The sequence below is a fragment of the Blastococcus sp. TF02A-26 genome (assembly GCF_003319125.1).
In the GTDB taxonomy this organism is placed as follows: Bacteria; Actinomycetota; Actinomycetes; order Mycobacteriales; family Geodermatophilaceae; genus Trujillonella.
This window is the reverse complement of the sequence record NZ_QOHG01000023.1, coordinates 48,280-67,787: the sequence shown is the minus strand read 5'-3', so window position 1 is coordinate 67,787 and position 19,508 is coordinate 48,280. Positions and strand designations below refer to the sequence as shown.

19 protein-coding genes are annotated in these 19,508 nt (G+C 71.6%); 10 read left to right on the top strand and 9 right to left on the bottom strand.

Translation table 11 applies throughout. The annotated features are described in order from the left end of the window. Positions 1-133: 133 nt before the first annotated feature. Positions 134-916: a DUF932 domain-containing protein gene (locus tag DQ240_RS20585; protein ID WP_113841573.1), complete on the top strand. Its 783-nt coding sequence runs from the start codon at positions 134-136 to the stop codon at positions 914-916. A gap of 789 nt (positions 917-1,705) precedes the next feature. Here the strand turns inward: DQ240_RS20585 and DQ240_RS20580 are convergent. Continuing rightward, the gene (locus DQ240_RS20580; protein WP_113841572.1) at positions 1,706-2,086 is read right to left on the bottom strand and encodes a helix-turn-helix transcriptional regulator; all 381 of its coding nucleotides are present in this window, start codon (positions 2,084-2,086) and stop codon (positions 1,706-1,708) included. Between the two features lie 119 nt (positions 2,087-2,205). Between DQ240_RS20580 and DQ240_RS20575 the strand changes: the two genes are divergently transcribed. Both DQ240_RS20575 and DQ240_RS20570 read left to right on the top strand, forming a co-directional pair. Further along, complete coding sequence (locus DQ240_RS20575; RefSeq protein ID WP_113841586.1) at positions 2,206-2,613, top strand: four-helix bundle copper-binding protein; 408 nt, start codon at positions 2,206-2,208, stop codon at positions 2,611-2,613. 129 nt (positions 2,614-2,742) lie between these two features. Beyond that, entirely contained in the window at positions 2,743-3,369 is a 627-nt protein-coding gene (locus DQ240_RS20570; RefSeq protein WP_233498863.1) for a DUF305 domain-containing protein, read from the top strand. Positions 3,370-3,521: 152 nt separating this feature from the next. Here DQ240_RS20570 and DQ240_RS20565 read toward each other — a convergent pair whose 3' ends face one another. Then, on the bottom strand, positions 3,522-4,046 hold the full coding sequence (locus tag DQ240_RS20565) for a DUF421 domain-containing protein (RefSeq protein WP_113841571.1): 525 nt from the start codon (positions 4,044-4,046) through the stop codon (positions 3,522-3,524). A 72-nt stretch (positions 4,047-4,118) separates the two neighbouring features. On the opposite strand from DQ240_RS20565, the gene DQ240_RS20560 reads away from it, so the two are divergent. Beyond that, positions 4,119-4,985, top strand: a complete 867-nt coding sequence (locus tag DQ240_RS20560; protein ID WP_199589434.1) for a potassium channel family protein — start codon at positions 4,119-4,121, stop codon at positions 4,983-4,985. Between the two features lie 10 nt (positions 4,986-4,995). Here DQ240_RS20560 and DQ240_RS20555 read toward each other — a convergent pair whose 3' ends face one another. Both DQ240_RS20555 and DQ240_RS20550 read right to left on the bottom strand, forming a co-directional pair. Beyond that, positions 4,996-6,252, bottom strand: a complete 1,257-nt coding sequence (locus DQ240_RS20555) for a cation:proton antiporter (protein ID WP_113841570.1) — start codon at positions 6,250-6,252, stop codon at positions 4,996-4,998. Further along, complete coding sequence (locus tag DQ240_RS20550; protein ID WP_113841569.1) at positions 6,249-6,962, bottom strand: hypothetical protein; 714 nt, start codon at positions 6,960-6,962, stop codon at positions 6,249-6,251. The genes DQ240_RS20555 and DQ240_RS20550 overlap by 4 nt, the downstream gene beginning before the upstream one ends. Positions 6,963-7,355: 393 nt before the next feature. On the opposite strand from DQ240_RS20550, the gene DQ240_RS24125 reads away from it, so the two are divergent. The 3 genes from DQ240_RS24125 to DQ240_RS20535 are packed head-to-tail and all read left to right on the top strand — an operon-like array spanning position 7,356 to position 10,881. Then, positions 7,356-9,734 carry a molybdopterin oxidoreductase family protein gene (locus tag DQ240_RS24125; RefSeq protein ID WP_113841568.1) on the top strand — a complete coding sequence of 793 codons (2,379 nt, stop codon included), beginning with the start codon at positions 7,356-7,358 and terminating at the stop codon, positions 9,732-9,734. Then, positions 9,731-10,213 (top strand): hypothetical protein, encoded by a 483-nt coding sequence (locus tag DQ240_RS20540; protein WP_113841567.1) that lies wholly within the window; start codon positions 9,731-9,733, stop codon positions 10,211-10,213. Before DQ240_RS24125 ends, DQ240_RS20540 begins: the two co-directional genes overlap by 4 nt. A gap of 2 nt (positions 10,214-10,215) precedes the next feature. Then, positions 10,216-10,881, top strand: coding sequence for a GPR1/FUN34/YaaH family transporter (locus DQ240_RS20535; RefSeq protein ID WP_113841566.1), 666 nt, complete (start codon positions 10,216-10,218; stop codon positions 10,879-10,881). 273 nt (positions 10,882-11,154) lie between these two features. Here DQ240_RS20535 and DQ240_RS20530 read toward each other — a convergent pair whose 3' ends face one another. Further along, complete coding sequence (locus DQ240_RS20530; RefSeq protein WP_113841565.1) at positions 11,155-11,910, bottom strand: SDR family oxidoreductase; 756 nt, start codon at positions 11,908-11,910, stop codon at positions 11,155-11,157. A gap of 1,058 nt (positions 11,911-12,968) precedes the next feature. On the opposite strand from DQ240_RS20530, the gene DQ240_RS20520 reads away from it, so the two are divergent. Then, positions 12,969-13,364 (top strand): hypothetical protein, encoded by a 396-nt coding sequence (locus tag DQ240_RS20520; protein WP_113841563.1) that lies wholly within the window; start codon positions 12,969-12,971, stop codon positions 13,362-13,364. Positions 13,365-13,449: 85 nt separating this feature from the next. Next, a complete protein-coding gene (locus tag DQ240_RS20515; protein WP_113841562.1) occupies positions 13,450-14,133 on the top strand; it encodes a DUF6766 family protein in 684 nt (227 codons plus the stop codon). Positions 14,134-14,368: 235 nt separating this feature from the next. Here the strand turns inward: DQ240_RS20515 and DQ240_RS20510 are convergent, their stop codons facing one another. From DQ240_RS20510 to DQ240_RS20495, 4 genes are read right to left on the bottom strand one after another with little or no spacing between them, the layout of a single operon-like run. Beyond that, positions 14,369-15,109 (bottom strand): histidine phosphatase family protein, encoded by a 741-nt coding sequence (locus tag DQ240_RS20510; protein ID WP_113841561.1) that lies wholly within the window; start codon positions 15,107-15,109, stop codon positions 14,369-14,371. 25 nt (positions 15,110-15,134) lie between these two features. Further along, positions 15,135-16,292: a zinc-binding alcohol dehydrogenase gene (locus DQ240_RS20505; protein ID WP_113841560.1), complete on the bottom strand. Its 1,158-nt coding sequence runs from the start codon at positions 16,290-16,292 to the stop codon at positions 15,135-15,137. Continuing rightward, positions 16,289-17,272, bottom strand: coding sequence for a Gfo/Idh/MocA family protein (locus DQ240_RS20500; protein ID WP_199589433.1), 984 nt, complete (start codon positions 17,270-17,272; stop codon positions 16,289-16,291). Before DQ240_RS20500 ends, DQ240_RS20505 begins: the two co-directional genes overlap by 4 nt. Continuing rightward, positions 17,269-18,339: a glycosyltransferase family 4 protein gene (locus tag DQ240_RS20495; protein ID WP_113841559.1), complete on the bottom strand. Its 1,071-nt coding sequence runs from the start codon at positions 18,337-18,339 to the stop codon at positions 17,269-17,271. Before DQ240_RS20495 ends, DQ240_RS20500 begins: the two co-directional genes overlap by 4 nt. 453 nt (positions 18,340-18,792) lie before the next feature. On the opposite strand from DQ240_RS20495, the gene DQ240_RS20490 reads away from it, so the two are divergent. Continuing rightward, positions 18,793-19,368, top strand: a complete 576-nt coding sequence (locus tag DQ240_RS20490) for a phosphoribosyltransferase family protein (RefSeq protein WP_158548825.1) — start codon at positions 18,793-18,795, stop codon at positions 19,366-19,368. Positions 19,369-19,508 lie beyond the last annotated feature (140 nt).

Below are 19,508 nucleotides of genomic sequence, written 5' to 3'. Positions count from 1 at the left end.
CGACGACGCCAACGCGCCCTGGGCAAGCTCACCCCGGTCGAGTACGAACTCGCCTTCACCACTCAGGCCGCCATCGCGGCATGATCAGTCCCAACCGCCGTCAACCGAAGCTGCAGCAGTCCCCACCCACGAGGTGCTCGGCATCTTCAAGGACGGCTACCGGCCGCACCAGTACAGCGAATGGCTGCTCGACAACGTTGCCACCTTGCTCGACGGTGACCTGTCCATTTCGTCGGCCGGCCTGCTGCGCAACCGCGCCGTTGCCTGGGTCGAGGTGTCTGTCCCAGACAACATCATGACGCCTGAGGGTGTTGAGTTCCGTCCCAATCTGCTTGCCACCACATCGTTCGATGGCTCGCTGGCAACGACGTTCAAGCGCACCATCACCGACGTTGTCTGCGACAACACACACTTCGCTGCGATGCGCGAGCGCGGCCAGACCGTGAAGTTCCGCCATTCGAAAAACTCCATGTCCCGCATAGCTGATGCGCGATCGGCGCTCAGCATCGTGCACGCCATGGCTGACGACTTCGCTCAGGAGGTTGCGGCGCTGGCCGCCATCCCTGTTAGTGCCCTGCGGTTGTCCCAGCTGATGGATGAGCTGGTGCCCAACAAGACCGACAGTCCCCGGGCCAACGCCTTTGCCAACACCAAGCGCGAGCGCCTGGTTGACCTGTGGCAGTCCGACCCCCGTGTTGCTCCCTGGCGTGGCACGGCCTGGGGTGTTGTTCAGGCCTTCAACACCTACGAGCACCACGTCAAGCCGACCAAGGGCGACACGATCCGTGCTGAGCGCAACATGTACGCGGCCCTCGACGGCTCAGCGGAGGCCACTGACCGCATGGTCCTCGACGCACTTGGCGTCACATCTGGACGCCACGCTGCTCCCGTACTGGATCACGGCTTGAGCCGGTAGCCGCCAGCGCTGAGCCAATGCATCTGCTGACTTGGGCAGCACCGGGCCAGGACGAGGACACCGGCCCGGTGCTGCGTCTCGGGCCGGCTAGAGCCGGTGAAGGCCAAGAACTGTGATCGCTCCGCGGTCGCGGCGGTGGACCCAAGAGAAGGTGTTGACCACCTCGACGTCGCCCCAGCCGGCGTGAATGGCGCAGAGGTAGGCCTTGAAGGGCCCGCACACGTCGCACAGCACTTGGGCCATGAAGTCGGCTGGCTCGCCGCAGTAGTCGAAGGGCCGTGGGCCAACGAGTGCCTGACAGGGCCGCCAGGTCTCAGCGTCCTCGCCGATGGCAGCAGCAAGATCGCTCTGGCCGTCCGGGCCCGGCGGCTCCTGCAGGCCAGCCGCCGTCCTTTGACCCGTCCTTACCGGAAGGACGGCAAGGGTGCCGGCGGGATCCCAGGGGACGCTACTGGGCAGGTCGCTGAACTGACCGATGCCGGTCGTGACCAGCGCGGACGGGAATTTCTGCCTGTGTGGCTTCTGGAGCGGGTGACCGGGATCGAACCGGCATGGCCAGCTTGGAAGGCTAGGATTCTTAGCGTCCAGAACCGCTGGTCAAGACGCTATTTGCCTTCGGTCGTGCCTTCAGCGTGCCTTAGTTGACCGGGGAACGGGACAGTCGAGTTCGCTCAGACAAGGCCGGCCCGCCTGCGCCCGCCGGCTGACCGGCCCGCCGATGCGGTCACGCGACGACTCGGTCGCGCAGGCGCGGCTGCAGCGAACGTGCACGGCCACGGCGCGGCGACCTCAGTCGTCGTCGGGCGCTGACGCCTCGGCGAGGGTGACCAGTTGGCGGAGGCAGTGTTCCCGCAGCGGCTCTGGGAACCCGTCGGCGAGGCGGTAGTACACGACCCGGCCCTGTTTGCGGTTGACCACCAAACCTGCGGTGCGGAGCAGCCGCAGCGCGTACCCGACGGCGTCCTCATTGGCCTCGAGCGCCAGGGCGAGGTCGCCGACGCACAGTTCTTCTACGAGGTCGAGTGCGAACAGGACCCGGGCACGCGTGGGGTCGGCCATCAGGCTCAGCACGCTGGTCAGTTGGGCTGCTTCGTCACGGCTGGGCAGCCGGGCCCGGGCATGGGCTACCCGTTCGGGGTCGACCGGGTGCGCGTGGGTGGGTTCGGACATCGAGAAACACCTCCGACGGGCTCGTACCCGTACGGATCTACGGGTAGCACAAGGTTCGCCGGCGACCTTCCCGGACGGCATCCGCGCCCTCCGACGCCGGGACACCTGAGGAGATGGTCATGACTGTGGCAGCGCAGATGCTCGACACCTACCCCAAGGACCTCGGCGGGGTGGACAAGGACAAGCTCCGGGCCTGCATCGAGGCGTGCTTCGAGTGCGCCCAGGCATGCACCGCCTGCGCCGATGCGTGTCTGTCCGAGGACACCGTCGCCGAGCTCACCAAGTGCATCCGCACCAACCTCGACTGCGCCGACGTGTGCGACAGCACCGGCCGGGTGCTGTCCCGGCACACCGGCTACGACGCGAACCTCACCCGGTCGGTGCTCGAGGCCTGCGCCGCGGCGTGCAAGGCGTGCGGCGACGAGTGCGCGCAGCATGCCGAGATGCACGAGCACTGCCGGGTCTGTGCCGAGGCCTGCCGGCGCTGCGAGCAGGCGTGCCGCGACCTCATCAGCTCGCTGGGCTGACCGAACCCGCCCTGACCAGCAGGCGTCCCGGCGCATCAGCACCCGCGAACGGGCGCCGGGACGTCGGCAGCACACGACCACCCACATCGGCCCCCGCTGACCGGCGGCAAGCGAACGGAGCACCACCCCATGGCGACCAGGAGCAGCAACGAGGATCATCGGCGCGGACAGTCCGGCGAGGAGTCCGGCCAGCACGGCGACTCCGATCACGGCGCGATGCAGAAGAAGATGTACCTGCGCTTCGGGGCGATGATCACCACGTCGATGGTGGTCATGTACTGGACGATGTTCGCCGGCACGTGGGAGTGGAGCCACGTCCAGTTCAGCCAGAGCCGCGTGTTCATGGCGCTCACGATGGGCGGCGCCATGGGGCTGGTCATGCTGGCCTGGATGCTCAACATGTACAAGAACATGAAGGGCAACATCGCGATCGTGGCCGTGAGCCTGTTGCTGTTTGGCGGCGGCATCGCGCTTGACCGGACCCAGGCCACCGTGCAGGACTCCGCCTGGATGAACGCGATGATCCCGCACCACTCGCTGGCCATCACCCGCTCCGAGCGCGCCGACATCACCGACGTCCGCGTGTGCCAGCTGGCTGTCGAGATCATCCGGGCACAGGAGCGCGAGATCGCCGAGATGGAGTGGCTGATCCAGGACATCGAGCAGAACGGGGAGGCCGAGACGCCCGAGGAGGCCGCGGCCCGACCCGTCCCCGAGTTCGAGGGCTCCGCGCTGCGCAACTGCCCGACTGGCTGACGACGACGACCGCGCGGCCCGCAGGAACAGCGGCTTGCTCTCGGGCCGGCACGAGCACCGCCGTCCAGGCTCGGGTCGTCGTGCCCGTTCCGCGTCCGGCGGACACGGCACCTCGCGCCCGCGCTGGCCCCCGACTGGCGGCGGTGTCGCGGTCAGGGGCGGTGCTGGGTGACTCCGGTGACCCCTTTGAGCGCCGACCGGTTCCCGGCCTGTTGGGAGGAGATGACGCTCAGGGAACCGTCGGTCTCCAGGACGACGGCGGCCACCGAGGACAAGTCGCCGGAGCCGGTTGCGCGGATGGCCTGGCGCAGCTCGCTCATGGTGATCCGCTGCCGTTCCAGCGCTTCGCGGAGCGGGCGGCCGTCCTGCAGCAGGAGGGTCGGTCGGGCAGTGACCACGCTGCGGCCCCCCGGCAGCCAGGTCGTCGTCCGAGCGACCACGAACTGCAATCCCGCGAGCAGGACCAGGGCGACGACTCCCTCGCTCCAGGAAACGTCGCTGCTGAGCAGGATGGTCGCCAGGGTGGAGCCGAAGGCCACGCTGACCACCCAGTCGAAGGCGTTGAGCTTGGCCAGTGTCCGTTTGCCGGACACCCGGAGCAGGACCACGAGCGCGAGGTAGGCCGCCGCTCCGACGGCGAGGATCCGGACGATGTCAGACCAGGAGTCGAACCACATGCTGGCCCACTACCCACGTCACCTCCCGACGGTTGACAGGCTCGGCGAGTGACGGGTGCTCTGGGATGGGTCGTGACCGCGGTCGGCGCAGCGCTGGTGCTCATGGCGCTGCGCGACATCTTCCACACGATCTGGCACCCCACCGGCCGCGGTGGTCTCAGCCGCCGACTGATGGCGGGGGTGTGGCGTATCGGGCGTAGCCGCCGAGCGCTGGGGCCGTTGGTCGGGCCGCTGGCGATGGTCGTGGTCGTGCTGGCCTGGGTGCTGCTGATCCTGCTGGGCTCGGCGCTGGTGTACTGGCCGCACCTACCGGGCGGGTTCGTCTTCGGAAGCAGCCTGGACCCCACCTCCCGGGCGGGCTTCCTGGACGCCGTCTACCTGTCCACCGTCACCCTGGCCACGCTCGGTTTCGGTGACATCGTCCCGGCGGCGGACTGGCTTCGGATCGCGGTGCCGGTTCAGGCGCTCGTCGGGTTCGGGCTGCTCACGGCCGCGGTCTCGTGGGTGCTGCAGGTGTACCCGGCGCTGACCCGGCGCCGTGCGCTGGCGGTGCGGCTGTCGCTACTGCGCCGGGTCGGCACCCTCGGGTTGGTGGCCGACCCGCGCTCGGCGATGGCCGCGCCTCTCCTGAAGGACCTGGCGGTCGAGCTCGCGCAGCTGCGGGTCGACCTCACCCAGTACGCCGAGACCTACTACTTCCGGGACGGCGATCCCGAGACCTCCCTGCCGGCGATGCTGGGGGTGGCGCTGCACCTGAGCGAGCACGCCCGGCGCACAGCGGGTGTTGACGCGCGCTACGCCGGAGAGTTGCTGGGCGCCGCGGTGGAGGACTACCTGCAGGTGGTGGACGAGCACTTTCTCCACGTCGGCGGCCCGGCCAGGGCGATCGCCTCGGCCTACGCGGAAGACCACGGGCAGGAGCTCGCCCGCGCGCGGTGAGGTCGGGGCTTCATCCCCGCCGGTCGTTGTGTCCGGGGGCGGCCGCTGCGGCGGGGCGGCCCTCGTGCCGGGTGGCAGCCCGGTAGGCGGCCCGGCCCGGTGCGGCAGTCACCCCGTGGACGACGACGCTGGCCACCACCACGAGGCTGCCGGCGGCGAGCACGGTGGGGTCGGCGCCGAGCCGCTTGGCCTCCAGCGCGAGGTAGAACAGCGCCGAGACACCGATCGGGCCGAACCACCCCAGGTGGAAAGCGTCCGGCCAGCCCAACCGCAGCGGGCGGCGCAGCGCCACCAGGATCGGCAGTCGGCGCAGCAGGAGCACGGCCCCGGCCAGCAACAACCCGCGCCAGCCGAGGTCGGCCCAGGCCGCCCACGGCAGGGCGGCGCCGATGCCGATGAACAGCGGCAGGACGAGGAAGCGGTTGACGGCCTCGTCGATCGGCACGTCCGACGTCCGTTCGGAGCCGGTGCTCACGCCGTTGAAGGCGAGCCCACAGACGAACACGGCGAGCACGCCGTCGACGTGGATCAGCCCGGAGAGCCCGAGCACCGTGAGGGCCAGCACCGCGGTGAACAGGGCGAGGGGACCGGGGTCGGTGGAGCCGTGTTCCTCGCCGGCCCTGAGCGCCCGCCCGCCGAGCCATCCGGTGACCAGCCCGACGACGACCGCCCCGGCCACCTGCCACAGCGACTCCAGCGCGGCCTCGGCGCCGGTCAAGGGGCCGGCGATCGCGATGGCGACGAGCACCAGCGGCAGCGCCAAGCCGTCGTTGGCGCCGGACTCCAACGAGAGGACCTGCCGGTCCCGGGCGGGCAGGTCCCGCTCAGCCGGGCTTCCGGTGACGACGCTGGACGCCAGCACCGGGTCGGTCGGGCACAGCGCCGCGCCGAGCAGCGCCGCAGAACCCAGTCCCACACCGAGCAGCCACGCCGACAGACCGGCGGTGATGAGGGCCATGAGCGGCAGGGCGACGGCCAGGAGGATCAGCACCGGACGGATCCGCGACCGGACCGCGCCCAGTGGGTAACGCAGGGCCACCGCCATCACGGAGATCGCCAGCAGGATCCGGGTGGCGGTGTGCAGCCAGGTGTGGTCCTCGGTCAGCGGCCGCACGTCGAGCAGGCCGGCGACGGACGGGCCCAGGACGATCCCGGCGAGCAAGCCGAGCAGCGGCTCGGACACCGGGAATCGGCGCAGGCGCTCGGACAGGGCGGCCACGCCGAGCGCGACGAGCCCGCCGGCAAGCAGGACGAGGTCCGTCTTCACGGGGTTCCCGTGCCCGCTGCTGGAGGATTCGAAGCGACGGAAGCAGGCGTCTCGGGGGACGCAGCGGCCACGTTGCGGTCATCGAGGAAGTAGGCGCCCAGGGCACCGGCGAGCGTTGCGAAGACCGCGACCGAGTACACGGCCAGGACCACCTCCAGGATCCGGGCGAATCCTGCGTCGGCGGTCAGCGGCTGGCCGGTGACGGTGGCGAGGGCGGTCTCGTGCAAAGCGGGACCGTAGCGGTCGTAGGCGCCCCCGACGTAGAGGAGCTGACTGCCGGCGAGCACCACCACCCCGGTCACCGCGGCCAGCCAGCCGATGCGACCGGAGAGCAGCCGGCCGGCCGATCTCGATCCCCGGACGGCGGCGGAGACCACCCCGCCCAGCCTCGCCGCCCGGAGCAGGGTCAGTGCTCGCGCGAACCGGAGAAAGGGCAGGACGAGGAACAGCACCTGCCACCAGTTCCGAGCCCAGAACCGACGCCGATTCCGGGCGCGCAGTGCGCGATGGACGAACTCGGCGACGAAGACGCCCCAGCACAGCCACCCCACCACGGTCAATGCGGTCACGAGCCACGACTCCCTGGCGAGCGACTGGCCCAGGACGACGAGGACGAACACCAGCCCGAGGACGCCCATCGGCTTGTCCAGCCGTCGGGCCAGCCCTTCCTGCTCCGGGGACTCCCCGTCGACCGGGATGTCGTTGCGCATGCACGGCGCCTACCCGCTCCAGCGGCGCGAGCAGCAGATCCGAGCTCGGGTCAGACCGGACGTTCCGCAGGCCACACCCCGGTCAGGGCCGAGTCGAGCGACTCCTCCCAGGCGCGGCGTTCCGACGCCGTGATCCGGGTGGACTCCGCGGCGAGGTGCACGACGGCACGGAGCTGATCGCGCAGCGTGTCATCCACTGCGTCACGGGGCGCGCGCGGTGCGGCCCCCGCCCGAGCACGCCCACTCCAGACTGCGGCAAGCCGGACCGGCGGCCAGACTCGTCGGGCACCCAACCCGTCCGGCAGGAGGACCGCCGTGCCCAAGATCGACCGGATCGCCGAGCCGTGGGGGACACGAACGCCGTACGGGCCGGGGGAGACCTAGCCGAACCGGGTGGACTCCTACCTCGGCGACGGGTTGACCGAGGACGACGTCGACAGATGGGTGCAGTCGGCGACGATCCTGCACTCCAACGGCGACGGCCTGGACATCGCCGTGAAGGACGGCCGCATCGTTGGTGTTCGCGGTCGCGCGGTCGACCGGGTGAACCACGGCCGGCTGGGGCCCAAGGACCTCTACGGCTGGCAGGCCAACCACTCGCCGGACCGGCTGACGAAGCCGCTGATCCGCCGGGACGGCGAGCTGGTGGAGACCGACTGGGACACCGCGATGGACGCTGTCGCCGGCCGAGCCCGGGAGCTGCTGGACGAGCGCGGGCCGAGCTCGATCGCGTTCTACACGACCGGGCAGCTGTTCCTGGAGGAGTACTACACCCTCGGCCTGATCGCGCACGGCGGGATCGGCACGAACCACGTCGACGGCAACACGCGGCTGTGCACGGCCACTGCTGCGGCGGCGCTGAAGGAGACGTTCGCCTCCGACGGGCAGCCCGGGAGCTACACCGACGTCGACCATGCCGACGTGATCGTGCTCTACGGGCACAACATGGCCGAGACCCAGACGGTGCTGTGGAGCAGAGTGCTGGACCGGCTGGCCGGACCGAATCCGCCGCAGGTGATCTGCGTCGATCCCCGGGAGACGCCGGTGGCCCGGGCCGCGACCGTCCACCTGGCACCGCGTCCGGGCACCAACGTGATGCTGATGAACGCGCTGCTGCACGAGATCATCGGCAACGGCTGGATCGACCGGCGGTACGTCGAGGCGCACACCGTCGGCTTCGACGAACTCGCGAAGCGGGTGCGCGACTACCCGCCGGAGATCGCCGCCGAGGTCTGCCACGTCCCTGTCGAGCAGATCCGGGAGGCCGCGCGGATCATCGGGCAGGCCGAGCGGCTGCTCTCCACGGTGCTGCAGGGCTTCTACCAATCGCACCAGGCCACCGCGGCCGCCGTGCAAGTCAACAACGTCAACGTCGTCCGGGGCATGCTCGGCAAGCCGGGCTGCGGGATCCTGCAGATGAACGGCCAGCCCACCGCGCAGAACACCCGCGAGGCCGGCGCCGACGGCGACCTGCCCGCCTTCCGCAATTGGTCCAACGACAGCCACATCCAGGACCTCGCCCGGGTCTGGAACGTCGACCCGATGGACATCCCGCACTACTCGCCGCCGACGCACATCATGCAGCAGCTGCGCTACATCGAAGAGGGCTCGATCCGGTTCTTCTACGTCACCGCCACCAACCCCGCGGTGTCACTGCCGGAGCTGCGCCGCATCCGCTCGCTGCTGTCCCAGGACCGGCTGTTCCTGGTCGTGCAGGACATCTTCCTGTCCGAGACCGCGCAGCTGGCTGACGTCGTCCTGCCCGCGGCCACGTGGGGGGAGAAGACCGGCACCTTCACCAACGTCGACCGCACCGTCCATCTGTCGGAGAAGGCCGTCGACCCACCCGGGGAGGCGCGACCGGACCTCGACATCCTGATCGACTTCGCCCGCCGGCTGGACCTCCGCGACAAGGACGGCGCCCCGCTGGTGAAGTGGTCCGACCCCGAGGGTGCGTTCGAGGGCTGGAAGGCGTGCTCGAAGGGCCGACCCTGCGACTACAGCGGCCTCTCCTACGACAAGCTGCGCGGCGGCAGCGGCATCCAGTGGCCGGTCACCGAGGACGCCCCCGACGGCACCGAGCACATCTACGCCGACGGGCGGTTCTGGGCCCAGCCGGACTACTGCGAGAGCTACGGCCGCGACCTGGTCACCGGCGCCCCGCTGGACGAGACCGAGTACAAGGCGCTCAACCCGACCGGCCGGGCGGTGCTCAAGGCCGCCGAGTACCTACCGCCGCACGAGCTGATCAGCGAGGAGTTCCCGTTCCAGCTCATCACCGGCCGCACGCTCTACCACTTCCACACCCGTACCAAGACCGCCCGCGCACCGCAGCTGCAGGCCGCCGCCCCGGAGGTGTGGGTGGAGATGTCGGCCTCGGACGCCGCCGACCGCGGCTGGGCCGAGGGTGACCTGCTTGCGGTGACAACCCCGAGGGGCCGGGTGGAGGCGAAGCTCCGGGTCAGCGGCATCCGGCCGGGGGTGCTGTTCCTGCCGTTCCACTACGGCTACTGGGATCAGCCCGCCGGGTACGAACCCGACGGCCACGGACGGGCGGCGAACGAGCTGACCCTCACCGACTGGGACCCCTGCTCCAAGCAGCCGATCTTCAAGACCGCCGCGGCCAACGCCGTCCGGCTGGCCGCCGGCGACGGCCCGGCGGCGGCTCCGACGACCACCGGCTCGCGACCCGTCGCCGGGGACGTGCCCCCGACCCGGGGCGGAGCTGCGGCCGAGGCCGTCGAGGAGCTCGCCACCGGAGGTGCGCGATGAAACTGGGACTGGCGATCGAGGAGCTGCACCGGTCGGAGAACCACCTCGCCCGGGTACTGCTCGCCGTCTCCGACCGGCACAAGGCCGACCACGAGGTCTTCTACGTCGCCCGCGACATCGCCGGCTGGTCCCAGCGGCACGTCACCGAGCTCGCCCGCATCGGCGCCGACTTCGGCGTCGACCTGGATCCCGAGCCCGAGGGCGAGCCGGGCATCCTCGAGAAGCTCCAGCAGGCGACCTCAGATCTGCTCGGTCGTCGCCCCGAACCTGGGCTGCTGCTGCTCGCCGACCTACGGCACGTGCACCGGGAGGCGGCCGGGGTGTCGCTGGACTGGGAGCTGCTCGCCCAGGCGGCGCAGGGCGCCCGGAAACGGGAGCTGCTCGGCCTGGCCGAGCGCTGCCACCCCGACACGTTGCGGCAGATGCGCTGGGCCAACGCCAAGCTCAAGGAGTCCGCGACCCAGGCCCTGGTGAGCTGACCATGACCACCCCGCAGACCGCGACCCGCGTCGTCCTCCGACCGCTGGCCACACCGCTGCCACTCGGCTTCCTGGCCCTGGCCCTGGCCACAACGGTTTTCGCGACCGTCCAGCTCGGCTGGATCCCGCCCACCGAGGGCCGGGTGGCCGCCCTCACCGCGCTGGTCGCGACCGTGCCGCTGCAGCTCACCGCGGCGGTCATCGGCTTCCTGGCGCGCGACCCGGTGGCCGCCACCGGGATGGGAATCCTCAGTGGCACGTGGGCGGTCGTCGGCCTCACCACCGTGACCTCCCCGCCCGGCACCGCCAGCAAGGGCCTCGGGGTCCTCCTGATCGTTGCGGGGATCTCGATGTTCGTCCCCGCGTCCGCCGGTATCACCAAGCTCGTCCCGGCCGCCGTCATGGCGCTGGCCGGTATCCGCTTCCTGATCACCGGCGCCTACGAGCTCACCGGGTCTGCGAGCTGGAAGACGACGGCCGGCTGGGTGGGCCTGGCCCTCGCGGTGCTGGCCCTCTACGCGGCGCTGGCCCTCGAACTCGAGGGCGCCCGCGGGAGGACGATCCTCCCGGCCGGCCGGCACGGTCCGGCCGAGGCAGCGGTCCGCGGCGAGGGGTCGCTCGAGCCCGACGCGCTGGCTCGAGAGCCGGGAATCCGACCGCAGCTCTGAGCGAGCCGCGCCGCTCAGCAGTCCCCGCTCCTGACCGGCACCCTGCTGGCTGCCCTGCTGCTGCTGCTGCTGCTGCGGCTGCGGGACCGCCGCTACCGGCGCATCGCCGAGGCCGAGGGGCGCGACATGGACGCCGACGCTGTCCCCTCTTCCACGCTGCGTCTCAGGCCGCGCGAGGTCCACGCCGACCGGCGTCGCGCAGTGGCCTGACGGCAGAGCCGGGACCCGACTCGCCCGTTGTTGTGGCCGCGATGTCAATGCACCTTCGTATCCCTACGGCCATCCCCGCTCGAGCAGTGGGGTGACGGTGACCTCGTTGAGCACCACGTCCGGTGGGGCGGCGGCGATCCAGCAGATCAGGCGGGCGACCTGATCGGGAGCCAGCGCGTCGGCCGACAGGGCCGGCTCAGCAGAGCCGGTCCGATCGTCCGGTGACCAGACGCCCCAGCTGGTGTCCATGGCGCCGGGATACAGGACGCAGGCGCGGATGCGGTGCGGCCTGCCTTCGGCCGCGAGTGCCTGGGTGAGGCCGGTCAGCCCGAACTTGGCCGAGCAGTAGGCCGCGGCGTTCGCCCAACCGCGACGGCCGGCCACCGAGGACACGTTGAGGATGGTTCCGCCGCCGTTGTCGCGCATGTCCGGCCAGACCGCCTTGGCCAGCAAGAATGACGCGCGCAGATTCACCGCGAGCACCCTGTCCCAGGCCGCGACGTCGAGCTCGGCCACCGGACCCGGCACATCTGTTCCGGCCGCGTTGACCAGGACGTCGACGCGGCCGAGTTCGGCCCGCACCTGGCCCACCGCCCGCTCGATCGCATCGGCATCGGCGAGGTCCACCACGACCGCGCTCGCGCGGACCCCTGCAGCGCGGACCTGCTCCGCGGTCTCCTCCAGGTCCGTGGATCCACGGGCCAGAACCGCGACGTCGGCGCCGTCGGCAGCCAGCGCCAAAGCCGTGGCTCGGCCCAGACCGCTACTGCCGCCGGTCACCAACGCGATGCGCTCACGCAGCCCAGGTGAACTGCTCATTCCTGCCTCCGGTCTCCCCGTCACGGCCGCTGGGGCCAGCCTGCCCGCCACGGGCAAACGGTGCTGAGCAGGGTCGACGGGCAGGGTCGTGACACCCGCCGGAGGAGCTGACCCGGCCTTGCGCCGGAACCTTCAGCAGCGGAGCCTGACGGGCATCGTCCAGCCGATTGCCGCCACCGCGCGGTCAACTCCGTCAGGAGGACCGCACGATGGGCCGCTCATCCGCGTCACGGGGACCAGGAATGGCGCCTTGCGCTATGCCATGGCTGCGCCGGTCCCGCTTCACCGGTTGGGGCCACGTGGGAGCACGGGACATCGGATCTCCAAGTCGACCCCACCGGTGGTGGCGTTGCCCCGCCGCCACGCCCCCGGGCGCGTCGAGCTCGGAGCCCGACTGACCGCGGCGGAGGAGCGCCCTGCGCCCACGACTGTCGAAGCGTCCCAGCTCATTGGGCGCCGTGCAGTCCGGGCCGGGTGCAGCTGTGCCAGCTCGGACGCATGCGGGAACAGACTCAGCGTCCGACCAAGCGGCACCGCCGACCAGATAAGCAGCGAGTGCGGAGCGCGGCTGAGCTCCAATCAGACCGGCGTGGCCCCACCACAAGTAGGTCGGCGGCAGCGCGCCCAGCCGCCCAGAGAGGACGGTCAACGGGCAGGCAGAAGTCGCACGAGGTGCGCACGCACAGCATGGTCCCGCTGGGGTGCACGGGCCTCCCGTCGGCGCCCACTCCTGAGCCGGCCGCCGCCGGCGCCGTGAGCACGCAGGAGGTGCTCACCGTCGCAACGGCCCCCGACGCCCAGCCGCATCACCGCGGCGGTGGCGTCGGGCACGTCGCGGCTCTCCCGTGTGGACGGCGCCGCGCCACCGACGACTTCGTGGACTCGGCGAGGCGGTGGTCCGCCTGCTGATCGGTGCTCGGCGGCCGAGCGGCACCACTGCGGAAGGGGAGGACGCCCGACCGGACGAGGGCCGTTTGCCCGTCGGCCGCGCACGGGTAGCCGCAGGTCACGCGGGCGAGCCCAGCCGGCGGACGTGCTGCCCGCGAGAGGAGACCGGCGTGACCGGCTCGGTGTTGGGCGCAGGGCTGGCCGCCGCGGCGGCGGTGCTGGCTCTCGGGGGATGTGCGAGCACGCAGGACGGCGACGTCCGCGACGTCGCGGCGGCGTTCTTCGACCCAACCGCGACGCCGGACGCCCGGTGCGACCTCCTGGCCCCGGCCACGCGTGAAGCGCTGGAGTCCGACGAGTCGGCGCCCTGCCCTGACGTCATCGGAGAGCTACCGCTGGACGGCGGCACCGTCGAGTCCGTGGAGATCTGGGGCAGCAACGCCCAGGTGCGGACGACCGGGGACGCCGTGTTCCTGACCGAGACCCCCACCGGCTGGCGGGTGGTGGCGGCCGCCTGCGAGTCGCGTGGCGAGGCGCCCTACGACTGCGAGGTAGAGGGGCCATGAGAGGCGTCCACCGGCTGTACGTCATCTACCTGACGGTGATCCTCCTCGGAGTCGCCTACGTCACCCTGCTGGGGTTGATGGGGCGATGACCGGCCGCCGCGGCTTCGTCAAGGACAACGCCCTCGGCCTGGCGTTCGGCGGGTTCTTCGTCCTCACCCTGGTCGGCCAGGCGATCTTGGGGACGGCGGACTACAACGCGCAGCAGGTCACCAACGGCCTGGAGCCGGTCTCCTTCCTGGACTACGTGACGTCGTCGTCGTTCGGCGTCGATGTCATGGAGAACTGGCAGTCGGAGTACCTGCAGTTCTTCCTCTACATCTTCGCCACCGTCTGGCTGGTGCAACGCGGATCGGCGGAGTCCAAGGAGCCCGGCGACGAGGGCATGGAGTCCGACCAGGAGCAGCGCATCGGCGAGCACGCCCGCGCTGACTCCCCGGCCTGGGTCCGGGCCGGCGGGTGGCGGACGACGCTGTTCTCCCGCTCGCTCGGCCTGGTCATGGGCGTGCTCTTCCTCCTCACCTGGGTGGCGTCCTCGGTGGCCGGCTGGGCCGCCTACAACGGCGAGCAGCTCGCCGAGAAGCAGGACCCGGTGAGCTGGGTCGGCTACCTTGGCGAGGCCGACTTCTGGAACCGGTCCTTCCAGAACTGGCAGTCGGAGATGCTCGCCGTCGGTTCGATGGCGGTGTTGTCGGTGTACTTGCGCCAGCGTGGATCGCCGGAATCCAAGCCGGTCGGCGCCGCGCACGCTGACACCGGCGAGACCGGGTGAGGCAGCTTTGCCCGGTGGGCGAGCTGCACCAGTCGCTGGTGGAGGAGGCTGACTGACCGTGGTTGAGGAGCTCACGTGCCGGGCGGTCGGCCGGCACTCGCCGTGGTGCCGTTCTGGTCGCCATCTGTGACGTACACCAGGGTTCGTGGGTGATTCGTGACCGGTTGCTCGAGCCGCTGACCAGCCGGGACGCACGTCAGCGGACTCCTACGGACCTTTCGAGCCGCCCTGGCGGTCAAGGGCGTGCTGTCGAGGACGCTCGCTCCTCCCCGGTCCCCGCACGGTCGTCGCCATGGAGAGGCACGGCGTCCTGTGCCGGCGACTCGGGCAGGACGCTGTTCGTCAGGTGGCTGGCGTCGTTGAACGTGACCAGCGTCCACAGCGGCTCTCCGCAGGGTCCGAGCCGGTGGCGCCAGTGGGTGAGGCTGGTGTTCGTCGGTGCGCAGTCCACCCGGTGCGCACTCGCCCCCAAGCCGAACGCCAGCGCGAACGACGCCTCCACGATCCCCGCGTGGCACACGGCGACCACCGTCTCGTCGCGGTGGCGGGTGACGAGCTGGGTCAGCGCTCCACCCGCGCGGGCCAGGAACGTCGCCCAGCTTTCGCCGCCCGGGGAGAACACGCGGTAGGACTCCCGCGTCCCCGGCGGTTCCTCGCCGACGCGGTACAGGTCCCGCCACTGCTGCACGGTCAGCCCGTCGGCCTCACCGGGGCGGAGTTCGTGCAGCCCCTCGTCGTGCAGCACCGGCAGGCCCAGCGCCCGGGCGACGTACTCGGCGGTCTCGAGTGCCCTCGGCAGGGTGCTGGAGACGAGTCGGTCGACGTGCATGGGCCGGCGCGAGAGCCGGTGCTCCAGCAGCCGGCACTGTTCCCGCCCCCGCGAGGTCAGGCCCCTGTCGCCCCGCATGCCGCCGATCACCGGCTCGATGTTGGCCACGGCCTCGCCGTGTCGCACCAGGTACAACTCCGTCGCCACCAGCCCTCCCTCCTGCCTGGCGCCGCTACTCACGGGCGCGCCCGTCGTCCCACGGACCGCTCGCACCCGGTGAGTCGGCGGCGTACCGCAGCACCGCCTGCAGCGGGGGACTCGGCAGCCGCCGTTCGGCGAGATCGGTCAGCAGCCGCGGCCCCTCTTCGAAGGGGACGACGCTGGTGACCACGTGGTCGCGGATCGCCCGGCCGCGATCCCGGAGGAGGTCGAGGGTGGCTGCGGCCAGCGCCGTCCGGGGCCAGGCGTCGGTCATGCCCCGGGGCACTCGGCCGATCTGCGCGCAGACCAGCGCGAGGCCGTTGTGGTGGAACTCCTCGCCGAGCCGTACCGCCCTGGCGCCGGCCTGGTAGAAGCCCAGGTCGACCACCAGGCCCTGCGGCCGCAGGGCCTTGAGCGCACCGGCCAGCGAGACGTCGTGGCCTCGGCACTGGAGCGCGACGTCGGCGCCGGCGTCGCCGGGACCGTGGCGCCACCGGTCCTTCACGGCCAGCCAGACCGGTTGGTCGGTGTCGTCGACGGTCTCGAGTCCCAGTGCCGCGGCGACTGCGCGGCGCTCGGGCGCCGACTCGACGACGAGGACGTCCGCGGCCCCGTGCTGTACCGCCAGGAGCGCCGACAGCAGCCCGATGACGCCGGCGCCAGTGACGAGCACCTGCCGGCCCCGCACCCCGTCGCCGATCCCCGCCGCCGGCCCTGCCAGCGCTGCCGCCGCGTGCAGGAGGCCGTTGACGCAGATGGGCCCCATCTGGGCCAGGTATATGCCGAGCAGGGGGTCGAGGTCGTCGGGCACCGGGATCACCGGCATGGTGGCCGGGTCGGCGCACCGGCCGGTGCGGTGGCCGTAGTTCATGGCGACCCGGCTGCCCTCGACCAGCACGTCCGTGCGGCTCTCCGTGACCCGCCCGACCGCCATGTACCCCAGACCGCGGATGGGGTAGCCGGCCCTCGTCCCGGGGGCGCCGAAGGTGCGCAGGTCGGGATCCCAGCCCACCTGGTGCTGCGGATCGGTGCCACGGACCAGGGCCACCTCAGTACCCGCGCTGATCCCGGACCACTCGGTGAGGACCCACGCCTGCCCCGGGCCGGGCTCGGGTTCGGCGTCGTCGATGATCGCCGGCCGGCCCGGGCCGAGGACGCCGATCGACCGCGCCGGCCGCTGTCCGGTCACGCGCCCTCGCCCAGGAGGCTGACGGTGGTCCCGTCGCGAGCGGCCCGGTCGGCGGCACAGGCCAGCGCGTGGGTGCGCAGCGCCTCGTCGTACGGCACGCGGGCCTGCGACACCCGGCCCAGCAGGACGTCGAGGAACTCGCGGTCCTCGGCGAGGATGGGGTCCTCGTCCGACCGGATGACGTCCTCTCCGTCCGCGGTGACCACCCGGAGTTCGTGATCGGTCAGGCTCCGCTCGGTGAGCTCCACGACCAGACCCTCGGCGACCAGGTTCAGCGCGACACGGTGCCGCCAGCCGAGTACACGGGCCGAGGAGATGCTGCCCACGGCACCGGAGGTGAACCGGAGGAGCGCGCTGGCAGCTGCCGGGACGTCGCCCCTCCCGTCCTCGGCGGGCCGCTCGGCCGCCGCGACGGTCGCCACGTCCCCGACGAGGTGGCGGGCCAGGTCGAAGATGTGCGTGGTCTGCTCGATCACCTGGCTGCCGGAGTTGTCCCGGTGCGGCCACCAGCCGACTCCCGGGGTCTTGTCCAGCCAGTAGCCCGTGACCAGCTGCGCCGGCTCCCCGGCCAGCAGCTCCGCCGCCCGCTGCACGGGGCCGAGGTGTCGCCAGTGGTAACCCACGGCCGTGGCCAGCCCGCTCGCGGCGACCCGGTCGGCGACCGTCCGTGCGACGGCCAGGTCCGTGGCCAGGGGCTTCTCGACGAAGAACGGGACCCCGCGGTCGATCGCGGCGGCCTCCAGGGCGCCATGGGCGAACGGGGGTACGCACAGCCAGACGGCGTCGAGGTCCTCGTTGTCCAGGAGCGCGAGCCCGTCGGCATGGGCGCGGGCGCCGATCCGGTCGGCCGCCTGCCGGGCGCGCTCGGGTACCGCGTCGGCGACCGCCACCACCTCGACGTCGTCGAACCCGGCGAGGGCGTGCAGGTGCTTGCCGGCGATGAAGCCGGTCCCGACGCACCCGACGCGCAGCCGCCTCACGCCGCAACCTCAACGCCGGCGAGCACCGCTTCGTAGACCTCGGCCGTCTCGGCGGCCATCCGCTCCCGGGTGAACGAGGCCTCGTAGCGGTGACGGCCGGCCATGCCCTGCCGACGGCGCAGTGCGGGATCGGCGAGCAACCGGCCGAGCGCGGCACCGAGCGCGGACGGGTTCCCGGGCCGCACCAGCGCCCCCGTGACGCCGTCGTCGACGACCTCGGCAGTGCCGATGACCCGGGTGGCCACCACCGGCAGGCGCGCTTCCATGGCCTCCAGCGCGGCCAGCGGCATGCCCTCGTGCCGGGACGGCAGGACGAAGACGTCGGCGGCGGCCAGCAGCCGCCGGGCATCGGGCCGGTGCCCGGCGAAGACGACGTGCCGGGAGACGCCCAGCGCGGCGGCCCGTGACTGCAGCGACTCCCGCAGCGGCCCGTCGCCGAGGAGGACGACGGCCAGACCGGGGAAGCGGGCGATCAGGGGCGGGAGTGCGTCGATCAGGTGCCACTGCCCCTTCATCTGCGTCAGCCGGCCGATGGTCAGCGCCACCGGCTGGTCCGGTCCCAGACCGAGGACCCGCCGCGCCTCCTTCCGGCTCATGCGGCCGGTCAGCGGGGCGACACCGTTGGGAACGGTGACGATTGACTCCGGCGGCACACCGATCCGCTCGTAGGTCCGCCGGAGACCCTCCGACACGGCGATCAGCCGGTCCACCTCCTCGACCGCATGGTGGAACGCCTGCCGCTTGCGGGGGTGCGACACCAGGAAGGGCAGGTGTTGCGTCTGCACCACGGCCGGGCACCCTGCCGCGCGGGCGAGCCGGACGCCGTCCCAGTCCTCGCACCCGGTGCCGACATGGCAGTGGAAGACGTCAGCCGGGTGTGTGCCCAGGAAGCAGGTGATCGACTCGGCGAACCGCGGGTCGCGCGGGGACGGCAACGGCACGGTGCGGGCGCCGAGAGCAGCAGCTTTCTCCAACAGCCAGTCCACTCGGGAAGTCTTCTGCGCCATCAGCGACACCTCTGCTGTCCCCACATACTCCGCGACCAGATCCAGCATGTGGGCGCCCATCCCGGACGGATCCGCGGACGGCGTGTACAGGCAGAGCGAACGACGCAGGGACACCCACACCACCCCCAGGCACGACGCTGTGTCTCAGCGGGTCCCTCATCAAGCCCGACGGACGTCCCTCCGGCAACCGGAGGTACTGCTGCAGGCGACCGAAGCGGACCAGCACGGCGCCCGGAGCACGTCACGTCCGCGGCAGCCGTCCCGGTTCCGCTCGCGGGTCCCGACCCGACGCCCTAACCTCGCAGCCCACCGGTCGGGGGACAGCGGCGCAGCCGCGAGAGGGGCCGCCAGATGCCGTTCGACCTGCGAGCCCTGACTCCTGCTCCGGCCGGGTTCGGCTCCTGTGCCGGCTGTCCGTACCGCGACTCGGCGACCCCTGCGCTGTGCTTCACGTGCGCGACCGCGACGACGGACGGGGTCGCCGGTGCCCGGTGTGCGTCCTGCGGACAGCCCATGGAGGACGGCCGCTGCCCGAACGCAGTCTGCAACCTGGACCACCGGTACTTCTCCCGGATCCACACCATTTGCGACCACCCGGACGACATGTGGCGCGTGATCATGGCTTACAAGTACCAGGAGCAGAGGGCCTGGGCGCAAGTCCTCGGCCGCGTCCTCGTCGGGTACCTGGAGCAGCACCGCGACGAGTTGGCGCGCTACGACGTGATCACGACCGGGGCCATCTACGTCGGCCCGCGGGCACAGCGGCTCTGGGACTACCTCGAGCTCATCATGCGGGCGGCCCAGGCGCAGGGTCCGGGCTGGCCGTTCGCCCCCCGCCTGATCGCGAAGTCCGGCCCGACCGGGCGCTTCCTCGGGATCAGTCCACAGGCACGCCGCGAGATCGCGGAAGGCGAGCTGCGCGCAGCGCTGTCGGTGCCGGCGCCGGAGGACATCGCCGGTCGCCGCATCCTGGTCATGGACGACATCTACAGCGAGGGTTACTCCCTCCGTGAGATGGCGCGGGCCCTTCTCGCCGCTGGCGCCGCCGAGGTCGCAGGCCTGGTCTTCGCCCGTCGCAAGGGTGGATGACCTCGGAGCCGCCTGCAGCCCGGGAACGGGCGGGACCGCCGGGGCACCAGTGTTCAGTCCGCTGCGTGGTTCACGGAGGGGTCACCGACACTCGTGTCGCCGTCATCGCGTGGCCTCGAGCGGCCGCGAGTCTCCGGGGC